Here is a 19,419-nt window from a genome sequence, read left to right as displayed (position 1 = left end):
AAAGAAAATGTAATTGTAGGACATAGAATCCCAGCCGGTACAGGTATGAGAGAATATGACAATACAATTGTAGGATCTAAAGAAGAATACAATGATTTGATGGTTGCAAAAGAAGAATTCAATTATTAATTCAAATAATTAGATTTTCTTAATTATATTTATAAATCCTAATAGCTCTTTATTGAGTTATTAGGATTTTAGTTTTAATCTATTTAAATAAAATAAAATAAAATAAAATAAAATAAAATCATGAATGATAATAACCAACAAGGACAAATAAATATCGAATTAGATGAGCAAACAGCCGAAGGTGTTTATTCTAACCTCGCTATAATAAACCACTCAAATACAGAGTTTGTATTGGATTTTGTAAATATTATGCCTGGAGTGCCTAAAGCTAAAGTAAAATCGAGAATTATACTTACACCACAACATGCCAAACGACTAGTGAAAGCTATTGCCGAAAATATTCAGCGTTTCGAAAGTGTAAATGGTAAAATTGTTGAATCTGAACAACCCCCGATTCCTCTAAATTTTGGTACAGCCGGACAGGCTTAAAATAAAAAATCCATCATTAATTTGTGATGGATTTTTTTTATAATTTAATTTTTGCTTTGTTATATTACATATATTTGAAATTATTTTTTAAATTAATATAAACTATCTAATATGAACAAAAATTACAATTCAAAACGAACAAGTAAAATTCCTATGTGGAAATCTATGTTCACGGTTATCGTAATGCTAATCACAGCAACGATAAGTAACGCACAAGTAACCACAAACAGTGGTTCAGGATTAGCTCCAACCTATCCTGATTTAGCTTCAGCTATTACAGCATTAAACGGAACTACAATTACTAGTCCTGTAACAATTACATTGGTAGGAAACGAAACTGCTCCAGTTGGTGGTTATGCAATTACCGCACAAGGAACTGCTGCAAATACAATCCTTATTCAAGGAAATACTAGTACTATTACTGCATCAGGTGCTTTAGTTGCAGGGACATTAACCGATGCTATTTTTAAATTAGTAGGAGCAGATTATGTTACTTTGCAAAACTTTACTATGCAAGAAAATGCTACCAATCTAACTACAGCTGCAGCAACAAATAACATGACCGAATGGGGTGTTGCTTTATTGTATGCCACTACTACAAATGGTGCTCAAAATAATACTATTCAAAACAATACTATTTCATTAAATAGAGTTTATCAAAACACTTTTGGTATTTATAGTAATTCTACACATACTGCTATTCTTGTTACAACATCTGCAACGGCAACATCTGCAACGGGTGGAAATCATTCGTTAAAAATTTATGCAAATGCGATTAGCAACGTTAACAACGGGATTGTTGTGGTTGGGCCAACTGCTGTAGCAGACCAAAACACAGGATTAGATATTGGTGGAACCTCTTTAGTTACGGCTAATACTATAACAAACTACGGTACAACAGGAACTTTTTCTGCTTATGCAAATGTATCTGGATCGGTAAATGGAATTTTGGTTAGAAACTCTAACGGAACAAATATTTCTTATAACACTGTTACAAGTTCTGTAGGTGGTGTAACAGCTGGTACCTTAAATGGTATTCAGTTGGCTGGATCTTCTAATGCGCCAACAAGCGCATTTACAAATACTATAAATAATAATAATATTTCATTAAAATCTGGATTAATTGCTGGAGCTATAAATGGGATAAATTATCCTTCAGGGTCTTCAAGCGCTACAAGTACCCTTAATATTAATAATAATGATTTTAATAATTTTGGACATACCGTTGCAGGAACTGGTGCTATAGTATTTATTACAACAAATGGTCTAGATTTTGTTAAAAATATTAATAACAATACTTTTACAAATATTTCTGTAAACACTACAGGAAGTGTAACCTTTATTTCTCATGGAGCTTCTATGATTATAAATGCAACGCATACTATTTCTAATAACGCTATTGTTACAGCTTTTTCTAAAACAGGTGCTGGAGGGACTATTACAGGTTTAACTTCAGGAACAAGTTCAGTAAACGGCTCTAACAGTGTGATGACAAATAATAATTTATCAAATATAACGGTAACAGGAGCTACAGCTATTGTTGGTATCACTAATAGTGATGGAGCTGGTACAAGCCCTAATAGAACTGTTACAGGAAATATTTTTAATAACTGGGCTGGAGGAACTAGTAGTATTACTGGTATGTCTTTTACCTATATAGGAGCAACTTCAAATATTTCTAATAATATAATTACTAATGTTTCTGGTCAAGGAGCAATAACAGGGATAACAATTGGTAGTTCATTTTCAGGAGGTAATCCACTAAATATTACTAATAATACCGTTGCAAACTTGGTATCTTCTGGAGCAGGAGGAACAATTATTGCTATTGCTTGTAGTAGTGCATCTCCTTTGGTAAATATTTCAGGAAATGCTGTAAATACATTGTCAAGTACAGGAGCATCATCTGTGACCGGTCTTACTGTAAGTGGAGCAAGTGCTACAGGAACAAATGCATATAAAAATAAAATTTATGATTTATCAGGAAGTAATGCTGCTTCAACAGTAAATGGTTTACTTATAAGTGGAGGTACTTTAGTAACTGCTTATAACAATATTATTGGAGATTTAAGAACGCCAATTGCAAATGCAGGAAATCCTTTAAATGGGATTAATATTACTGGTGGAACAACAGTAAATGCTTATAATAATACAGTGATGTTAAACGCATCTAGTACAGGAGCTTTATTTGGTTCAAGTGCAGTATCTGTCTCTACAACTCCGACAGTTACTTTACGCAATAATATTTTTGTAAATAATTCAACAACTACTGGTGCAGGATTAGCAGTAGCTTACAGAAGATCTTCTACAACATTGACATCTTATGCTACGGCTTCAAATAATAACTTATTTTATGCAAGCAACATTTTTACAGATGGTACAAATACAGATGTAACTTTAACTGCTTATAAAACTAGAGTAGCTTCTCGCGATGCTTCATCTGTAAGCGAAAACCCTAATTTTGTTAGTACATTTGGTGCTAATGCAAATTTCTTACATATTGATACTACTATTGCAACTCAGATTGAAAGCGGAGGTGCTAATGTAGCTGTGGTTACAGACGATTTTGATGGCGATGTGCGTAACGCAACTACTCCAGATATTGGAGCTGATGAGTTTGCAGGAATTCTTTTAGATATTGTAGGGCCAACAATCACACATACAGTAGTAAGTAATGATTGTACGGGGGGTGTAAGGACTATATCAGCTACAATTGCTGATGCAAGTGGAGTGCCTACGTCAGGTGCTGGTTTGCCAGTGGCTTATTGGAGAATAAATGCAGGTCCATATTCTGCGGTAACAGCTGTTTCAGCTGGAGCAGGGGTTTATAATTTTTCAGTTGGGACAGGAAGTGTACTAGGGGATGTTATTACTTATTATTTTGTAGCTCAAGATAATGTAGGAACACCTAATCTTAATGCTCTGCCATCGTCAGGAGCTGCTGGGTTTACAGCAAATCCTCCAGCGGTTACAACTGCACCAACAACACCATTTAGTTATTCAGTAGTAACGCCATTGAATGGAGTATATACTGTAGGTGTCGCTGGTGCTTATACTACATTAACAGCTGCTGTAGCAGATTATAATACAAAATGTTTAACTGGACCAGTAACATTTTCGTTAATCGATGCAACTTATCCAGCAGAGACTTATCCTATAACTATTTCACAAAATACTGATGCAAGTACTGTTAATACGTTAACTATTAAGTCTGCTGTAGGAGTTTCTCCAACAATTTCAGGAAGTAATACAGTATCTATAATAAAGTTAGATGGTGCTGATTATGTGACTATTGATGGTTCTAATGGAGTAAGCTCAAGAGATTTGACTATTGAAAATACAAGTACTGGAACCATAATATGGGTAGCTAGTACTCTTACAAATGGTGCTTTAAATACGGTAATTAAAAATACCAATGTTATGGGTAATACACTTGCTTCCGCTCAAGGAATAATAGTAAGTGGTTCTGTACTAGGTGCTGCAGCAGAAGTTTCTAATAGTAACTTAACAATTACAAATAATACCTTTAAGAAAGTGCAAAATGGTGTATTTGCTTTTGGAAATGCAACAACTCCTGATCAAAATTGGATAATAACCAATAATATTGTTGGATCAGCTGTAGTAGCAGAAAAATTAAGTTTTAGAGGATTGTCAGTTCAAAATGCACAGAATTTTACTGTCTCAGGGAATCAAATTTCGGGTGTAATAACCGCTTCAACTTCTACAACAGCTGGGATTTTGATAGGAGCCAATTCCTTAAATGGAAATATTTTTAATAATAAAATTTATGATATTAAGAATACAAATACTACAGGTTATGGTAGTGTAGGTTTGTATCTAAATAGTTCTAGTACGGTAGCTAATATAAACACATATAACAATTTTATTAGTGATGTTTCTAGTTATGGTTATGCGTCTACCGCTACTATTGCAGACAATGGTAATGGAATGTTTGTAGGTGCTGGTGCTGGTTATGGTATCTATAATAATAGTGTAGCAATGAATACAAATCAAACTGTTTCAGGATTACCAGCTGCAATAAATATTGGTGTAGGTGTAACTCTTGCAGGTGCTGTTAATATTCGTAATAATATATTTAGCAATACACAAACACAAACAGGAGAGAAATATACTATTTATTCAGCAGCTCCTAACACGGTTTTTGCTGCTATAGATTATAATGATTATTATTCTTCTGGTGCAAATCTTGGTTATATTGGTTCTGCAAGAGCAGCGCTTGCAAATATTATTGCAGGTTTTGGAGGAAATACAGCTTCGATAAACATTATACCAACATTTACTTCATCAACTGACTTGCACGTATATGATGCTGCATTGGATAACTTAGGAACTCCTATAGCAACAGTAACAAACGATATTGATGGTGATTTAAGAAGTGCTACAACACCAGATATGGGTGCAGATGAGTTTACTTTCTTAAGTGTTAATCAATTTGATATTGTTAGTGGTTTCAAAGCGTATCCAAATCCAGTAAGTAATATTCTTAATATTGAATATACTGGTGAATTGAGTAATGTAACAGTTTATAATCTTTTAGGACAACAAGTGTTAACTAAAAAAGTAACTGCTACATCAACACAAATTGATATGTCAGGTTTAAATGCGGGTACTTATTTAGTAAAAGTAGAAGCAAATGATATTTCTAAAACTATCAAAGTAGTAAAGAGATAATTATTAATTAGATAATAAATAAAAATCCCATTCGTGAAAACGAATGGGATTTTTTACTTTAATCAAAAAACGATAAACTAATTAATCAAATTCTGAAGTGAAAAATAACTTTACATTTGGGAACTTACTTTGTGTCATTTGAATTGTAAAATCACTATCGGCAAGGAAAACCAATTGTTTGTACTTGTCATGTGCCAAGAATTTCTGTTTAATACGCTTAAACTCTTTAAATTCCTCACTTTTAGGATCTGTAGGTTTTACCCAACAGGCTTTGTGAACAGGCAAATTCTCGTAAGTACATTTAGCACCATATTCGTGTTCTAATCTATACTGAATTACTTCATATTGAAGCGCTCCAACTGTTCCAATAATTTTTCTGTTATTTAATTCAAGTGTAAATAATTGTGCAACACCTTCGTCCATCAACTGGTCAATTCCTTTCTCAAGTTGTTTTGCTTTTAGCGGATCGGCATTGTTAATGTATCTAAAATGTTCTGGAGAGAAACTCGGAATTCCTTTGAAACTCATTTGCTCACCTTCGGTCAATGTATCTCCAATCTTGAAGTTTCCGGTATCATGTAAACCTACAATATCACCAGGATAAGAAATATCTACAATTTCTTTTTTCTCAGCAAAAAAAGCATTTGGACTAGAAAATTTTAAATTTTTCCCTTGACGAACGTGTAAATAAGGTTTGTTTCTTTCGAAAGTCCCTGAAACAATTTTTACAAATGCCAATCTATCTCGGTGTTTAGGATCCATATTAGCATGAATTTTAAACACAAATCCAGATAATTTTTCTTCGGTAGGATCTACTAATCTCGTTTCTGATTCTTTAGGTCTTGGTGAAGGAGCAATTTCTACAAAACAATCTAGTAATTCTCTAACTCCAAAATTATTTAATGCCGAACCAAAAAATACAGGTTGTAATTTTCCGTCAAGATAATCCTGTCTGTCAAATGGTGGATAAACCTCAGTAATTAATTCTAAATTATCACGAAGATCATTCGCTGGTTTCTGACCAATTATTTTTTCTAATTCTAGACTTTGTACATCAGAAATGGCGACAACATCATCAATGTTTTTTCGGCTATCACTACTAAAAAGGTTAATATTCTTTTCCCAAATATTATATATTCCCTGAAAATCATAACCCATTCCTATAGGAAAACTCATAGGCGTAACCGTTAAGCCTAGTTTTTGCTCTACTTCATCCATCAAGTCGAAAGCATCTTTTCCTTCTCGGTCTAATTTGTTTATAAAAACTAGAATAGGAATTTTACGCATCCTACAAACGGCTACCAGTTTTTCTGTTTGTTCTTCGACACCTTTTGCAACATCAATAACTACAATAACGCTATCTACAGCTGTTAGGGTTCTAAAAGTATCTTCTGCAAAATCTTTGTGTCCTGGCGTATCCAGAATATTAATTTTTTTATCTTTATATATAAAAGCTAAAACGGAAGTAGAAACCGAGATTCCTCTCTGACGTTCTATTTCCATAAAATCTGAAGTAGCGCCTTTTTTAATTTTATTGTTTTTTACTGCTCCAGCTTCTTGTATCGCTCCTCCAAAAAGAAGTAATTTCTCTGTTAGTGTTGTTTTACCAGCATCAGGGTGTGAGATAATACCAAATGTTCTTCTGCGTTCTATTTCTTTAAGGAAACTCATTTACTATAATTTTCGGCAAATATAATTATTTAAAAATTGAATTATATTACTTCAAATAGAAATTGATAAATAGTATGGTTTAATGTATCATCTTGCATGCTGTGACCAAGATTTTTGGTTTCTATAAAATGAGCGTTTTTCCAGGCTGATGCTATTTTTTTTGCTTCGGAAAAAGAAACTACATCATCGTGAATATCATGTGCAATAATACCAGAAATTGTAGTTTTTTTTAAAAAATTATGACTTGTAAACTCATCAGTATTAATATTGAAGCGTTGCTTAATATAGGTTTTTATGAGTAGGTTTACTTTATTATTTAATCCTAACAAATTAATATATTTTTGCATTAAAATATTAAAATCAGATGGAGATCCTAATAATATCATTTTTTGGACATGATTTTGTTGGTAATTATGCTGGTAATAAGCACAAGCTACGCCACCCATGGAGTGTCCAATTATAATATTTGGCTGGTGTGTTTTAGAAAAAGCATTGATAAATTCTGCATAGGTGGGAACATTAAATTCCTTGCCACTACTTAGACCATGCGCTGGTGCATCAATCGCAATAATTGTGCTGCCAGATTTTAATAATAAACGAATTAGTTTTTCCCAACGTGATGCATTGCTTTCCCAGCCGTGAACCAATAAAATTTTATTTTCATTGCCTTGCCAAGTATAAGTTTGAAATTGATGATTGTTATGACTGCTGGTTTCTAGTTTTGCTTCTTTTAAAATTCCAGGAAGATTATTAGTAGATAACTTACCTCTTCGAGGCTCGCTAAAAAAACCGTAAGCTAATGATAATGCCTTATCTGGCATTATATAACTTAATATGTTAATATATAATCCTATGGTTTTTGTGAATGTAAAATTGATTTTTTTTTCCATAAAAAAAGCCTTCATTTAGAAGGCTTAATGTATTACATTTTGGCGAATAATTTCTCCATTTTTTCTTTTTCTTCTTCTGCTAGTGAGCTATCTACTAAAATACGACCACTGTGCTCATCTGTAATTACTTTCTTGCGAGAAGCAATTTCCATTTGAATTTGTGGTGGGATTGTAAAGAATGATCCTGCTGATGCTCCTCTTTCGATAGAAACTACTGCTAATCCGTTTCTTACACTAGAACGAATTCTTTTGTAAGCGATTAGTAAACGCTCTTCGATTTTTGCTTCATATTCTGATGATTTTTCAGATAAGAATTTTTCTTCTTTTTCAGTTTCAGACATAATTGCTTCTAATTCTGATTTTTTATGCTTCAAGTGATTAGATTTTGCTTCTAATCTTTCTTTTGATTGATTGTAAACTTCTTTCTTGTGCTCGATAGAAGCTTTCATTTCTTTGATGTGCTTCTCAGACAATTGAATTTCTAATTCTTGATACTCAACTTCTTTAGTCAAAGAGTTAAATTCTCTATTGTTACGAACACTATCTTGTTGTTTTGTGTATTTTTTTATTGATTCTTTGTGCTCATCAATAGCATTTTTCTTTTCTTTAATTTTTTCGTCAATAGATTCTAAATCAACTTTTAGTTTTTCTAAACGAGTGCTTAATCCTGCTACTTCATCTTCTAAATCTTCCACTTCTAGTGGTAATTCGCCTCTTACATTTCTAATTTCGTCAATACGAGTGTCGATTAACTGTAAATCGTATAACGCTCTTAACTTCTCTTCAACGTTCAATTCTTTTGTAGCTGCCATATTTATAAGTACTTAACTGGATTTGTATTTTCTTCTGATAAAACGATTCCACTAAAAGCCGAATCGGGTGCAAAATTAATCATTTTTTTCGTAAGATAATCAAATATATAGTTTTTTGTGTATCGTTCGCTTTCAAAATGACCAATATCGGCTAAAAGCAACTGATTTTCAGCTTCATAAAACTGATGGTATTTTAAATCGGCGGTCAAAAAAGCATCGGCTCCAGCTGAAATAGCATTTTTAATAGCAAAACTTCCTGCTCCGCCAAGAACAGCTACTTTTTTTATTTTTTTATTTAAAAATTTGCTGTGACGAATGCCACCACATTGCATTTTAGCTTTTACAAATTCTAGAAAATCTTTTTCAGTCATCTTGGTTTCCAATTCGCCAACCATTCCTAGTCCTATATTTTGATGCGAATTTTGTAAATCATAAATTTCATAAGCGATTTCTTCATAAATATGATTAGCAAATAAAGCTTTTAGAATTTTGCTTTGTAAATGTTTTTCAAAAACTACTTCGATTTTTATTTCGTTAGTTTTTGTGAGTTCGCCTTTGGTTCCCACAACTGGATTACTATTTTCATTTCCTTTATATGTACTAAATCCTTCAGAATTAAAACTACAATGATCATAATTTCCTATTGTTCCTGCTCCAGCTTGCAACATTGCCGTGCGAATAGTTTCTGAATTTTCGGGAATGGTATAAGTGACTAATTTTTGAATAAAATTTGGTTTTGGTATTAAAATCTTCGTATTTCTTAATCCCAAGGCGTCACAGAAAATTTTATTTACACCTTGCTGATGATTGTCTAAAGCTGTGTGAACGGCATAAATAGCTATGTCTTTTTTTATCGCTTTTATAATAGCTCGTTCTACATAATTCTTACCTGTAATCTTTTTTAAACCTGAAAATAAAATAGGGTGGAAGCAAACCACAAGATTACATTTTTTAGTAATAGCTTCGTTAATGACTGTTTCTAGTGCGTCATGACAAATTAAAACACCTGTTGCTTCGTTGTTCGAATCTCCAACAAGTAAACCCACATTATCAAAATCTTCTGCATAGGCGAGTGGTGCCATTTCTTCAAGAAGGGAAAGAATTTCTTTTATTTTCATTGTGTTTTTTCGATTATTTGAGATTGTAAATTTACATTTTCATTGTTTTTATTTAGTTAAAAAAATCATTATTCTTTTTACAAATTAATTTTTAAAGATTATTTTAGCCTTTTCCCCATTTTGGATGAAATAATAAATATATGAAAGACTTTAAATTATTACTATTTTTTTTTATCACTATAAATGTTTTTTCGCAAGAAAACAACATCAAACATATTGTAGCAAAAGGCGAGAGTATCTACCAAATAGCTAAAAGATATAATGTAAAGCAAGATGATATTTTCAAATTGAATCCAAATGCTAAAAATAAATTAAAAATAAACTCAATCTTATTAATTCCTAAATCAAATTCTGATTTAAGTAATAACACTTTGCCAATTATTCACGAAGTACTACCCAAACAGACTTTGTATGGGATTTCTAAGCAATATAAGGTTTCAATTGAAGATATTAAAAATGCAAATCCAATTATCGAAAAAGAGGGTTAGAAATTGGACTCAAATTAAGTATTCCTGTTGTTAATAATCAGAATAAACATTTAGTTGCGGTTTCGGAGTCATCAAAAGGTATTAAAAAAAGCGAACCAGAAAAACAGTTGGTAATTCCTAATGAAGTAGAAATTACGCATCTCGTTTTGCCAAAAGAGACTAAATATGGTATTTCAAAAAAATATAAAATTAGTATCTCTGAATTAGAAAATTTGAATCCAGAAATCATTAGTGATTTACCTGTTGGTTTTAACCTTTTGATTAAAAAAGGTAATAAAAAGGAAGTTGTTATTTTACAGAGTCCTGTGATTAATGAAGTAAAAATTAACGAAGAAATTAAAGAAAAAGAAGAGATAAAATCGCAAATTGAAGAAGATGCAGACGAAGAAAATGCAGTAGTGCCTCAAATAAGAGTAATAGAAATAATTCCTCATAAGGATGATGAGGTTGTTGTAAATCCTCTGTCGGCTGAAGCTATGGACAAAGCAGAATTATTAGTCATTAAAGCCTCGGAAAATATAGGTACAAGATATAGAAGTGGCGGAACAAACAAAGGAGGTTTCGATTGTTCGGGGTTAATGATTAATACATTTAAAGAGATTGATGTCGATTTGCCAAGAACTTCTTCTGGACAGTCTACTTACGGTATCAGAATTGATAAAAACAAAGCGCAAAAAGGAGATCTAATCTTTTTTACAACTAATGGAAGAGGAAATATTAACCATGTTGGGATGGTAGTTGAAGTTCTTGATGATGAAATAAAATTTATACATTCATCAGTTCATGCAGGTGTAATTATATCTTCAACTAAAGAAGATTATTATGCTAAAAGATTTGTACAAGTAAATAGAGTTTTGGAATAATAAGCATAATACTGTTTTTGGATAAATACTCTTTTTATATAAAGTAGTGGATTCTTCAATAACAACTTTTTTTTTAAGTTGCTAAAATGATTATTAGATCTATTTTTAATTAATAATAAACGGGTTAGTTAGATCTCATATTCAATACTGTTTGTAAAATCAATATTTTGCACATAAAAAAAACGACTTAGTAAATCTAAGTCGTTTTTTATATAAATCTTGTAGCGAAAACGGGAGTTGAACCCGTGACCTCAGGGTTATGAATCCTGCGCTCTAACCGACTGAGCTATCTCGCCAATAATATAATTTGCATCTCTCAATGCGGGTGCAAATATAACACTAAATTTAAAGGGTGCAAATATTTTTCAAGAAAAATATTATTATTAAAATAATTTTTTTTTCAAACCATAATTATATATATTACGCCCAAATTACAAACAATGGAAAGCAAAATAAGATACGAACTAGAATTTCCTATAAACTCGTCTCCGCAGTTATTATACCAATATATTTCAACTCCTTCAGGGCTACAAGAATGGTTTGCAGATAATGTAAACTCACGTGGAGAATTTTATACTTTTATTTGGAATGATTCCGAAGAAAAAGCAAGATTGTATTCTAAAAAAACGGGTGAAAAAATCAAGTTCAAATGGATGGATGATGACAATAAAGATACCGAATATTATTTTGAACTAAGAATACTTGTCGACGAAATCACTAAAGACGTTTCTCTAATGGTTGTCGATTATGCTGAGGCAGATGATGTTGAAGAATCGAAATTGTTATGGGAGAATCAAGTTTCAGATCTAAAACATGTTATAGGATCGGTATAGTTTCTAAAAAATATTAAACTTATATTTGCCTTGAATTTTTCAGGGCTTTTTTTATGCAAAATAATCGTGCTTTCTTATATGGTGATGCAGTTTTTGAAACTGTAAAAATTTTAGACAACAAAATTCTATTTTTAGAGGATCATTATTTTCGTTTAATGTCTTCTATGCGAATTCTAAGAATGGAAATTCCTATGAATTTTACTATGGAATTTTTTGAAAATGAATTGCTATCTAAAGCAAAATCAGAGAATATTGAAACTTCTGCGAGAGCTAGAATCACTGTTTACAGAAAAGATGGCGGATATTATTTACCCGAAAATAACAATATAGCTTACGAAATTGCGGTTTTAAAAGTTGAAAAACCTTTGTACGAAATTCAAAAGACTAACTATGAAGTCGATTTATACAAAGATTTTTATATCTCGAAGCAGCTCATTTCTACTTTAAAAACGACTAATAAATTAATAAATATTACTGGGAGTATTTATGCAAATGAAAATGATTTAGATAATTGTATTTTAATTAATGAAGATAAAAATGTGATTGAAGTCTTAAATGGAAATATTTTTATGCTAAAAGATGGTGTTTTATCGACTCCTCCAGTTTCTGAAGGCTGTTTAAACGGGGTTATGCGAAAACAAATTTTAGCTTTAGGAAAAACAATTGATAATTTAGAAGTAATAGAGGTTGTAATTTCTCCTTTTGATTTGCAAAAAGCAGATGAGTTGTTCATTACAAATGTGATTATGGGAATTCAACCAATAACGAAATACCGAAAAAAAGAGTTTCAATCAAATATTGCAAACCAACTCCTTGTAAAGTTAAATGCAAAAATTAGATTAGGTTAGTTAAACATTGGATTTTCGGGGGCATTAGACCATATTAAATAGTCTCCTCCTTGTTCCATTATTTTTTCACGCCAAAAATCGGTCGACGATTTTCCTATAATTTTATTATGAAGATCATTTTCTGAAATTATCCAAGAGTTAGATTCTAGTTCATTTTGCAATTGCTCTGCATCCCATCCGGAATAACCTAGAAAAAAACGAATATTAGTTCTATTTATTTTGCCTTGATTAATTAAGTCTCGAGTAGAATCAAAGCATCCACCCCAGTATATTCCTTCCGCAATTTCGATACTATTAGGTATTAGTTGTGGGATATTGTGTATAAAATATAAATTGTCTTGTTCAATCGGGCCTCCATTATATATCTTGAAACTAGCAGATATTTCAGGAATTAAATCTCTAATTGTATATCCTAAAGGTTTGTTTAAAATAAATCCAACCGAACCTTCTGCATTATGATCTGCCAGTAAAACTACTGATCTATTGAAAGATAAGTCTCCAGTTATAGAAGGTTCTGCTACTAACAGATGTCCTTTTTTTGGTTTTACAGCTATCATAATGTCCGATTTTTAATTAAATTTAACAAATAATATACTTATAAACCAAATTTAATCGTTAAAAAATATAAAAAAAGCCACGCATTGGCGTGGCTTTAATAATTTGGTAATAAAATATTATTTATTTACTGATCCCTCTAATTCAGCACCGGCTTTAAATTTCACTACGTTTTTAGCAGCAATTTTAATAGTTTTCCCTGTTTGTGGGTTTCTTCCGTCTCTTGCAGCTCTGTTAGACACAGACCAAGATCCAAATCCAACTAGAGAAACTCTTCCACCTTTTTGCAAAGTTCCTTCAACATTACCTAAAAATGATTCTAAAGCTAATTTAGCAGCAGCTTTTGTAATTCCAGCAGAAGCTGACATTGCATCGATTAAATCTGATTTGTTCATAATAATTGTATTAATTGATTGGTTAATAATTTATAACTTATGCATACAAATTTAAAAGGATTTCCTATTCTCACAACAGTTAAGACGATTTTTTGCTTGTTTTGTTAATAACTTCGCGTGTTTGTTGATAAATGACTATTTTTTAATTAAAAACAGTGATTTATACGTTTAAAAAACCTTGGCTGAATCCGAAAAAGTGACTCCATTTAGTAATTCGTGGGTCGCCATTTTCTTTTTTCCAGGGAATTGTAGTGACAAAACATGAATAAAACCGCCAAGAACGGCAATTTTCATTTCCTTTTTGGTTGTAATGATACTTCCTATTGCATAATCATGAGATAGTATTTCCTGTTTTGTATCATATATTTTTATGCTAAATTCTTGTTCATTGTCTTTGAAATTACACCAAGCCGAAGGGTACGGACTCAAACCACGAATTAGATTGTAAACCACGGTTATACTTTTTGTGAAATCTATTTTGCAATTGTCGCGATCTAGTTTATAAGCAGTTTTTATATCTGATGAATCTTCTTGAATTGTAGTTATGACATTTCCTTCGGCAATTTTATCTAAAGTTTCTAAAACTGCATCGCAACCTAAAATCATCAATTTGTCATGTAGCTCGCCAACGTTTTCAGATTCAGAAATTGCTAATTCTTTGCTTAAAATCATAGCGCCAGTATCTATTTTATCATCAATAAAAAAAGTAGTTACACCAGTTTTCGTTTCACCATTTATAATAGCCCAATTTATAGGGGCTGCACCACGATAATTTGGCAATAGCGAAGCATGCAAATTAAATGTTCCTAATTCTGGCATTGCCCAAACTACTTTTGGCAACATTCTAAAAGCAACAACTATATGAAGGTTTGCGTTTAATGCTTTTAATTCTTCTAAAAAAGCTTCGTCTTTTAAATTTGTTGGTTGTAGTAAAGTCAGCTTGTTTTCTAAAGCATATTCTTTGACTGCCGAATATTTTATTTTCTGACCTCTTCCTGCTGGTTTGTCGGCAGCAGTAATTACGCCTACTATTTTGTGTTTATTTTGTTTTACAATGGCGTCTAGAATTCCTACTGCAAATTCTGGTGTTCCCATAAAAACTATTCGTAATGCTTTCATCTGTGTTTATTCTATTTGTTTTTTTATTGGAAGATGGAACGCCTACCATATATTCTTTCGTTTCAATAATAATTGTCGTGGACGTTTCATTTTATTATGTATTGATTTTTTGTATTAATGCTAATCATATTGTGTTCTATGAGTTGCTTCAATATTTTTAATATTTCTACTTCTTCTATAGATAATACTTCGATTAATGTTCTAGAATTCATTGGATTCACAGTCAATAATTGAATAATTTGATTTCTAATTTCTTCGGAATTATATTTTTTTTCTTTTTTACAAGAACAATATGAGCAAATGCCACAATCATTAGTTATTGTTTCTCCAAAATATTGCAAAAGCAATTTACTCTTGCAAGTATCTTTATTAGAAACGTAGTTTATAACCGATTGCAATTGATTTTTCTTAACTAAATTTTGTTTTTCTAAATGTTTCGAAACGCGATTGATGGTTCTGTCGTCTTCACGAACTTCTAGAAATGTTATTTTCGATTCGTTTTTTTGTGAAAAATAAGCGACAATTTCCATCTTTTGTAACTTCTCTAGCAAAATTAGTACTTTAGCTTCGGTTGTATTCGCTTTTTTTGCAATAAAATTAGTGTTGATATTGGTTTGCAAATCAAAAATTCCTGGATAAGTTCTTAAAATAGTTGAAACAATAGGTTCGTCATCAGGATTTAAACTAATATATCTAATTACTTCTCTTGATTCGATTAAAAATTGAACTTGTGCTTTCTCTGAAAATTCTTGCGAAAGAGAAATAATACTTTGTCTGTCCAGAAACTGAAGCGCATTATAGGTTTTTAATGTTGGTAATTTGTAGTGGTTGCAAAATTGATTCAAATTAAAAGGAAATTCTTCGTTAATTCCTTCTCCATAAGCGATTCGGAGATAATTGCAGAGTTTCACAAAAATATCTTTTAGGAAAATAGTATCGGGCAAAACAGCTATAAACTGACTTTCTGCCATAATAATATCTGAAGGTGAACTAATTAAAATAGCGAAAGCTTTTTCTCCATTTCGTCCAGCTCTCCCTGCTTCTTGATAATAACTTTCAAGGTTTTCGGGTAAGTTAATGTGTATAACCGTTTTTACATTGGGTTTGTCTATCCCCATTCCGAAAGCACTGGTAGCAATCATAACCGTTTTTTCGTCACGCATCCACAAATTCATATTAGCTTCTTTTTCTTTTACCGATAAACCAGCGTGATAAAAAGTAGTTTTATGTCCTAAAACTTCTAAATGAGAAGCATACTCGTGGCAGTTTTTCCTGTTTCGAACATATATAATAGCCGATTCTGGATTTTTTTGTAGAATCTGGTTTAGTTTGTATATTTTGTCTTCGGCAGGAATGATAAAATAGCCTAAATTATCTCGAGCGAATGACTGCTGAAAAACTTTAGGATCCTTTAACCCTAATAGTGCAATAATATCGTCTTTAACTTGCGGAGTTGCCGAAGCGGTAAGTGCTATAAATGGAATTTTACTAAAATGAGTTTTTAAATTTTTTATTTTTAAATAGGAAGGTCTAAAATCATGCCCCCATTGCGAAACACAATGCGCTTCATCAATAGCAATAAGGGAAATAGGTAAGGCTTTTATTCTGTCTAAAACCCAATCTTGTTCTAATCTTTCGGGAGATAGATAAAGAAATTTGTAATTACCGAACTGACAATTGTCTAGTAATTCTATTAATTCGTCAGCTTTTATTGCACCTGTTAGCGCGATGGCTTTTATATCTCGGGATTGCAAATTATTCACTTGATCTTTCATCAAAGCAACCAAAGGAGAAATAACCAAGCACAAACCATCATTTACCATTGCTGGCACTTGAAAACACAATGATTTTCCGCCACCAGTAGGCATAAGTCCAAAAGTGTCATTTCCTTCAAGAACCGATTGAATAATATTATCCTGAACGGGTCGAAAAGAATCGTAATGCCAATGTTTTTGAAGAATTTGTAATGCTCTTTGCATTTAAATATATTTCAGATTTGCTTCGCCTATTCGCTCTTTCAGGCTCGGGTTAGAATTCAGATTTTAGAATTATTAAAACCTAAATTAAATTTGCTCTAATATAAAAAGAATTCTGTTATCTACGCTATCTTTTGGGACTTCGATAAGATTGTAACCGTATTTTTCGTAGGTTTCTACAAGGTGCTTGTAAATGAGTTTTGCTTGTTCGTAATTTTCATACCGCTCATTATCAGAAATATATATATCTTCCCAAGGTGGTAAAATAAATATTTTAGTATAAGTATTGTTGCGGCAAGCAGTATCAAAAAAAGCTGGGTAACTATCACCTATATAATGCATGTATGCTAAAACATCTGGAATTCCTCGGTCTAGAAAAACAATAGGATGAGGTTCGTTTTGCGCATTTACGAACTGTTTTTTCCGACCTTCAAGTAATAATTCGCTAAAAAGTAATGGGTTTTCTAAAAACAGTTGTTCTATTCCTTCTTTTTTTGCTTCAAGAATAACTTCGCGTGAAATTTCAGGATAACAACAATAACCCTTAGACAATAACCCATCTATAATTGTAGTTTTGCCAGTTCCAGGTCCTCCTATGATAACAACGATTTCTTTTTGCACTTTTTTAGAAATAAGGGGCAAAAGTACTTAAAGTTATTGGGATTTTAAAAGTTTTTTTATTGAAGTGAATTGTAAATAATAATATCAAAAAATTCGCTTCAAAAAATCCTAATTTATTAATGCTAAAAATTGTATATTTGCTTTTATTTTAAGTTGAAAAATGGATAAAAAAGTTGAAGAATTCTACGAAAGATTAAAGGTAGAATTAGATAATAGTAATACTTGGCCTGCAGAATATTTGTTTAAATTTATTGTCCCAACCATCGATGATAATGTAGCACGTGTCGAAAATGCTTTTAATTGTTTGGGAGCAGTGATAAAAACTACAAAATCTAAAACGGGAAAATTTACCAGTATATCTGTAGATGTGACTATGAAAAATGCCCAAGAAATAATTGATAAATATCAAGAAGTAGGTACTATAGAAGGTATCGTTTCCCTGTAAATTATGAATACAAAATATACAAAAGAAATTGCTGGTGATGTGGTGCAAAATTTAGAATATAATTCTGAAAGAAAACCGCTTATTATTCCTGAATATGGTAGGTATTTGCATGTTCTAATTGATCAAGCTACTATAATCGAAGATAGAGCTGAACGCAATAAAGCAGCAAAATACATTATATCGGTTATGGGGAATTTGAATCCGCATTTGCGTGATGTTTTAGATTTTCAACACAAATTATGGGATCAAATATTTATCATGTCTGATTTTAAATTAGATGTAGATTCTCCATATCCGATTCCGTCTCGTGAGGTTTTAAAAATGCGCCCCGATCCGTTAAAATATCCTCAAAATTTCCCTAAATATCGTTTTTACGGAAACAATATTAAGTACATGATTGATGTGGCAAACAAATGGGAGGAAGGCGAATTGAAAAATGCTTTGTGTAAAGTGATTGCTACGCACATGAAAAAATCTTATTTGAGTTGGAACAAAGACACTGTTACTGATGCTGTAATTTTTGAACATTTGTTAGAACTTTCTGACGGGAAAATAAACTTGACTCAAAGCACAGAAGAATTATTGAATTCGAACGATTTGATGAGAACTAACAAACGCATGTCGAACAAAATTCAGACAAACAATAATAATGGTAAACCAAAAATTGTAAAAAATGGTAAACCAATGATTAATAAGAACAATAACAGAAAACCAATATAAAATTTTAGTTTACAGTGTAAAAATCTGAAATCTAAAATCTAACATCTGAAATCTAAAAATGAGTACTTTCAAAATAGAAGGCGGTATCCGACTAAAAGGAGAAATCACACCACAAGGAGCAAAAAATGAAGCTTTACAAGTTTTATGTCCAGCATTGCTAACCTCTGAAAAGGTTAGAATAACCAATGTTCCAGATATTATTGATGTAAACAAACTGATTGTTTTACTTGGAAATTTAGGTGTAAAAATTCAGAAAAATGGACCTGGAGATTATACTTTTCAGGCGGATGAAGTAAATATCGATTATCTAAAAACCGAAGCTTTCAAAAAAGAAGGGGGTTCACTTCGTGGTTCGATAATGATTGTTGGGCCATTATTAGCAAGATTTGGTTGTGGATATATTCCAAAACCAGGTGGTGACAAAATAGGAAGAAGAAGATTAGATACACATTTTGAAGGTTTTATAAACCTTGGAGCTAAATTTAGATACGAAAGAGAAGACCATTTTTATGGTGTAGAATGCGAAGGTAAACTAAAAGGTGCTTATATGTTGCTCGATGAAGCATCTGTAACTGGAACGGCGAATATTGTCATGGCAGCAGTTCTTGCTGAAGGAACAACTACAATATATAACGCTGCTTGCGAACCTTATTTGCAACAATTGTGTAAAATGCTAAACTCGATGGGCGCAATAATAACTGGCGTTGGTTCGAACTTATTGACTATAGAAGGAGTAGATTCTCTTGGCGGTTGTGAGCACAGAATTTTACCTGATATGATTGAAATTGGTTCTTGGATTGGTCTTGCGGCTATGA

The 19,419-nt window shown here is 31.9% G+C and carries 17 protein-coding genes, 1 tRNA gene and 1 pseudogene; 9 read left to right on the top strand and 10 right to left on the bottom strand.

The window, feature by feature from the left end; all coding sequences use genetic code 11:
* The first annotated feature begins 249 nt into the window (after positions 1 to 249).
* Together ABI549_RS10140 and ABI549_RS10135 are read left to right on the top strand one after the other, a co-directional pair.
* Positions 250 to 558 carry a DUF3467 domain-containing protein gene (locus ABI549_RS10140; RefSeq protein ID WP_348076340.1) on the top strand — a complete coding sequence of 103 codons (309 nt, stop codon included), beginning with the start codon at positions 250 to 252 and terminating at the stop codon, positions 556 to 558.
* 111 nt (positions 559 to 669) lie between these two features.
* Entirely contained in the window at positions 670 to 5,250 is a 4,581-nt protein-coding gene (locus ABI549_RS10135) for a T9SS type A sorting domain-containing protein (protein ID WP_348076339.1), read from the top strand.
* An 81-nt stretch (positions 5,251 to 5,331) separates the two neighbouring features.
* Here ABI549_RS10135 and ABI549_RS10130 read toward each other — a convergent pair whose 3' ends face one another.
* Genes ABI549_RS10130 through ABI549_RS10115 form a run of 4 tightly spaced genes read right to left on the bottom strand, consistent with a single transcriptional unit; the run spans position 5,332 to position 9,741 of the window.
* Positions 5,332 to 6,921 (bottom strand): peptide chain release factor 3, encoded by a 1,590-nt coding sequence (locus ABI549_RS10130; protein ID WP_348076338.1) that lies wholly within the window; start codon positions 6,919 to 6,921, stop codon positions 5,332 to 5,334.
* A 41-nt stretch (positions 6,922 to 6,962) separates the two neighbouring features.
* On the bottom strand, positions 6,963 to 7,811 hold the full coding sequence (locus ABI549_RS10125; protein WP_348076337.1) for an alpha/beta fold hydrolase: 849 nt from the start codon (positions 7,809 to 7,811) through the stop codon (positions 6,963 to 6,965).
* A gap of 32 nt (positions 7,812 to 7,843) precedes the next feature.
* Positions 7,844 to 8,623: a C4-type zinc ribbon domain-containing protein gene (locus ABI549_RS10120; protein ID WP_348076336.1), complete on the bottom strand. Its 780-nt coding sequence runs from the start codon at positions 8,621 to 8,623 to the stop codon at positions 7,844 to 7,846.
* A gap of 2 nt (positions 8,624 to 8,625) precedes the next feature.
* Positions 8,626 to 9,741, bottom strand: a complete 1,116-nt coding sequence (locus ABI549_RS10115; RefSeq protein ID WP_348076335.1) for a Nif3-like dinuclear metal center hexameric protein — start codon at positions 9,739 to 9,741, stop codon at positions 8,626 to 8,628.
* 140 nt (positions 9,742 to 9,881) lie between these two features.
* Here ABI549_RS10115 and ABI549_RS10110 point away from each other — a divergent pair, with 140 nt between their 5' ends.
* Together ABI549_RS10110 and ABI549_RS10105 are read left to right on the top strand one after the other, a co-directional pair.
* A complete protein-coding gene (locus tag ABI549_RS10110) occupies positions 9,882 to 10,229 on the top strand; it encodes a LysM peptidoglycan-binding domain-containing protein (protein WP_348076334.1) in 348 nt (115 codons plus the stop codon).
* 107 nt (positions 10,230 to 10,336) lie between these two features.
* On the top strand, positions 10,337 to 11,092 hold the full coding sequence (locus ABI549_RS10105; RefSeq protein ID WP_348076333.1) for a LysM peptidoglycan-binding domain-containing C40 family peptidase: 756 nt from the start codon (positions 10,337 to 10,339) through the stop codon (positions 11,090 to 11,092).
* Positions 11,093 to 11,314: 222 nt separating this feature from the next.
* Here ABI549_RS10105 and ABI549_RS10100 read toward each other — a convergent pair.
* A tRNA-Met gene (locus ABI549_RS10100) sits at positions 11,315 to 11,388 on the bottom strand.
* Between the two features lie 144 nt (positions 11,389 to 11,532).
* On the opposite strand from ABI549_RS10100, the gene ABI549_RS10095 reads away from it, so the two are divergent.
* A complete protein-coding gene (locus ABI549_RS10095; RefSeq protein WP_091477048.1) occupies positions 11,533 to 11,925 on the top strand; it encodes an START-like domain-containing protein in 393 nt (130 codons plus the stop codon).
* Between the two features lie 53 nt (positions 11,926 to 11,978).
* Entirely contained in the window at positions 11,979 to 12,773 is a 795-nt protein-coding gene (locus ABI549_RS10090) for an aminotransferase class IV (protein WP_348076332.1), read from the top strand.
* On the opposite strand, the gene ABI549_RS10085 is transcribed toward ABI549_RS10090, so the two are convergent.
* The 5 genes from ABI549_RS10085 to ABI549_RS10065 form a co-directional block, all read right to left on the bottom strand.
* Positions 12,770 to 13,330 (bottom strand): YqgE/AlgH family protein, encoded by a 561-nt coding sequence (locus tag ABI549_RS10085; RefSeq protein WP_348076331.1) that lies wholly within the window; start codon positions 13,328 to 13,330, stop codon positions 12,770 to 12,772. The genes ABI549_RS10090 and ABI549_RS10085 overlap by 4 nt on opposite strands.
* Before the next feature lie 117 nt (positions 13,331 to 13,447).
* On the bottom strand, positions 13,448 to 13,723 hold the full coding sequence (locus tag ABI549_RS10080; protein ID WP_091477041.1) for an HU family DNA-binding protein: 276 nt from the start codon (positions 13,721 to 13,723) through the stop codon (positions 13,448 to 13,450).
* 168 nt (positions 13,724 to 13,891) lie between these two features.
* On the bottom strand, positions 13,892 to 14,842 hold the full coding sequence (gene fmt / locus ABI549_RS10075; RefSeq protein WP_348076330.1) for a methionyl-tRNA formyltransferase: 951 nt from the start codon (positions 14,840 to 14,842) through the stop codon (positions 13,892 to 13,894).
* Positions 14,843 to 14,928: 86 nt separating this feature from the next.
* Positions 14,929 to 16,821, bottom strand: coding sequence for an ATP-dependent DNA helicase RecQ (locus ABI549_RS10070; protein WP_348076329.1), 1,893 nt, complete (start codon positions 16,819 to 16,821; stop codon positions 14,929 to 14,931).
* Positions 16,822 to 16,905: 84 nt separating this feature from the next.
* On the bottom strand, positions 16,906 to 17,439 hold the full coding sequence (locus ABI549_RS10065; protein ID WP_348076328.1) for an ATP-binding protein: 534 nt from the start codon (positions 17,437 to 17,439) through the stop codon (positions 16,906 to 16,908).
* A gap of 160 nt (positions 17,440 to 17,599) precedes the next feature.
* Between ABI549_RS10065 and ABI549_RS10060 the strand changes: the two genes are divergently transcribed.
* From ABI549_RS10060 to ABI549_RS10050, 3 genes and pseudogenes are all read left to right on the top strand, one after another.
* Complete coding sequence (locus tag ABI549_RS10060) at positions 17,600 to 17,884, top strand: DUF493 family protein (protein ID WP_348076327.1); 285 nt, start codon at positions 17,600 to 17,602, stop codon at positions 17,882 to 17,884.
* Between the two features lie 3 nt (positions 17,885 to 17,887).
* Positions 17,888 to 18,604, top strand: a complete 717-nt coding sequence (locus ABI549_RS10055) for a DUF4290 domain-containing protein (protein ID WP_348076326.1) — start codon at positions 17,888 to 17,890, stop codon at positions 18,602 to 18,604.
* Between the two features lie 58 nt (positions 18,605 to 18,662).
* Positions 18,663 to 19,419, top strand: a pseudogene (locus ABI549_RS10050) (UDP-N-acetylglucosamine 1-carboxyvinyltransferase); the annotation flags it as partial.

This window comes from Flavobacterium sp. (assembly GCF_039932285.1).
Taxonomy (GTDB): domain Bacteria; phylum Bacteroidota; class Bacteroidia; order Flavobacteriales; family Flavobacteriaceae; genus Flavobacterium.
The sequence above is the reverse complement of the archived record's forward strand: the minus strand, read 5'-3'. Positions and strand labels throughout refer to the sequence as shown.

Excerpts from the sequence above, each read along its gene's own strand:
- ABI549_RS10140 (WP_348076340.1), top strand. The coding sequence starts at position 250 with ATGAATGATAATAACCAACAAGGACAAATAAATATCGAATTAGATGAG.
- ABI549_RS10135 (WP_348076339.1), top strand. The coding sequence starts at position 670 with ATGAACAAAAATTACAATTCAAAACGAACAAGTAAAATTCCTATGTGG.
- ABI549_RS10130 (WP_348076338.1), bottom strand. The coding sequence starts at position 6,921 with ATGAGTTTCCTTAAAGAAATAGAACGCAGAAGAACATTTGGTATTATC.
- ABI549_RS10125 (WP_348076337.1), bottom strand. The coding sequence starts at position 7,811 with ATGGAAAAAAAAATCAATTTTACATTCACAAAAACCATAGGATTATAT.
- ABI549_RS10120 (WP_348076336.1), bottom strand. The coding sequence starts at position 8,623 with ATGGCAGCTACAAAAGAATTGAACGTTGAAGAGAAGTTAAGAGCGTTA.
- ABI549_RS10115 (WP_348076335.1), bottom strand. The coding sequence starts at position 9,741 with ATGAAAATAAAAGAAATTCTTTCCCTTCTTGAAGAAATGGCACCACTC.
- ABI549_RS10110 (WP_348076334.1), top strand. The coding sequence starts at position 9,882 with ATGAAAGACTTTAAATTATTACTATTTTTTTTTATCACTATAAATGTT.
- ABI549_RS10095 (WP_091477048.1), top strand. The coding sequence starts at position 11,533 with ATGGAAAGCAAAATAAGATACGAACTAGAATTTCCTATAAACTCGTCT.
- ABI549_RS10090 (WP_348076332.1), top strand. The coding sequence starts at position 11,979 with ATGCAAAATAATCGTGCTTTCTTATATGGTGATGCAGTTTTTGAAACT.
- ABI549_RS10085 (WP_348076331.1), bottom strand. The coding sequence starts at position 13,330 with ATGATAGCTGTAAAACCAAAAAAAGGACATCTGTTAGTAGCAGAACCT.
- ABI549_RS10080 (WP_091477041.1), bottom strand. The coding sequence starts at position 13,723 with ATGAACAAATCAGATTTAATCGATGCAATGTCAGCTTCTGCTGGAATT.
- fmt (WP_348076330.1), bottom strand. The coding sequence starts at position 14,842 with ATGAAAGCATTACGAATAGTTTTTATGGGAACACCAGAATTTGCAGTA.
- ABI549_RS10070 (WP_348076329.1), bottom strand. The coding sequence starts at position 16,821 with ATGCAAAGAGCATTACAAATTCTTCAAAAACATTGGCATTACGATTCT.
- ABI549_RS10060 (WP_348076327.1), top strand. The coding sequence starts at position 17,600 with ATGGATAAAAAAGTTGAAGAATTCTACGAAAGATTAAAGGTAGAATTA.
- ABI549_RS10055 (WP_348076326.1), top strand. The coding sequence starts at position 17,888 with ATGAATACAAAATATACAAAAGAAATTGCTGGTGATGTGGTGCAAAAT.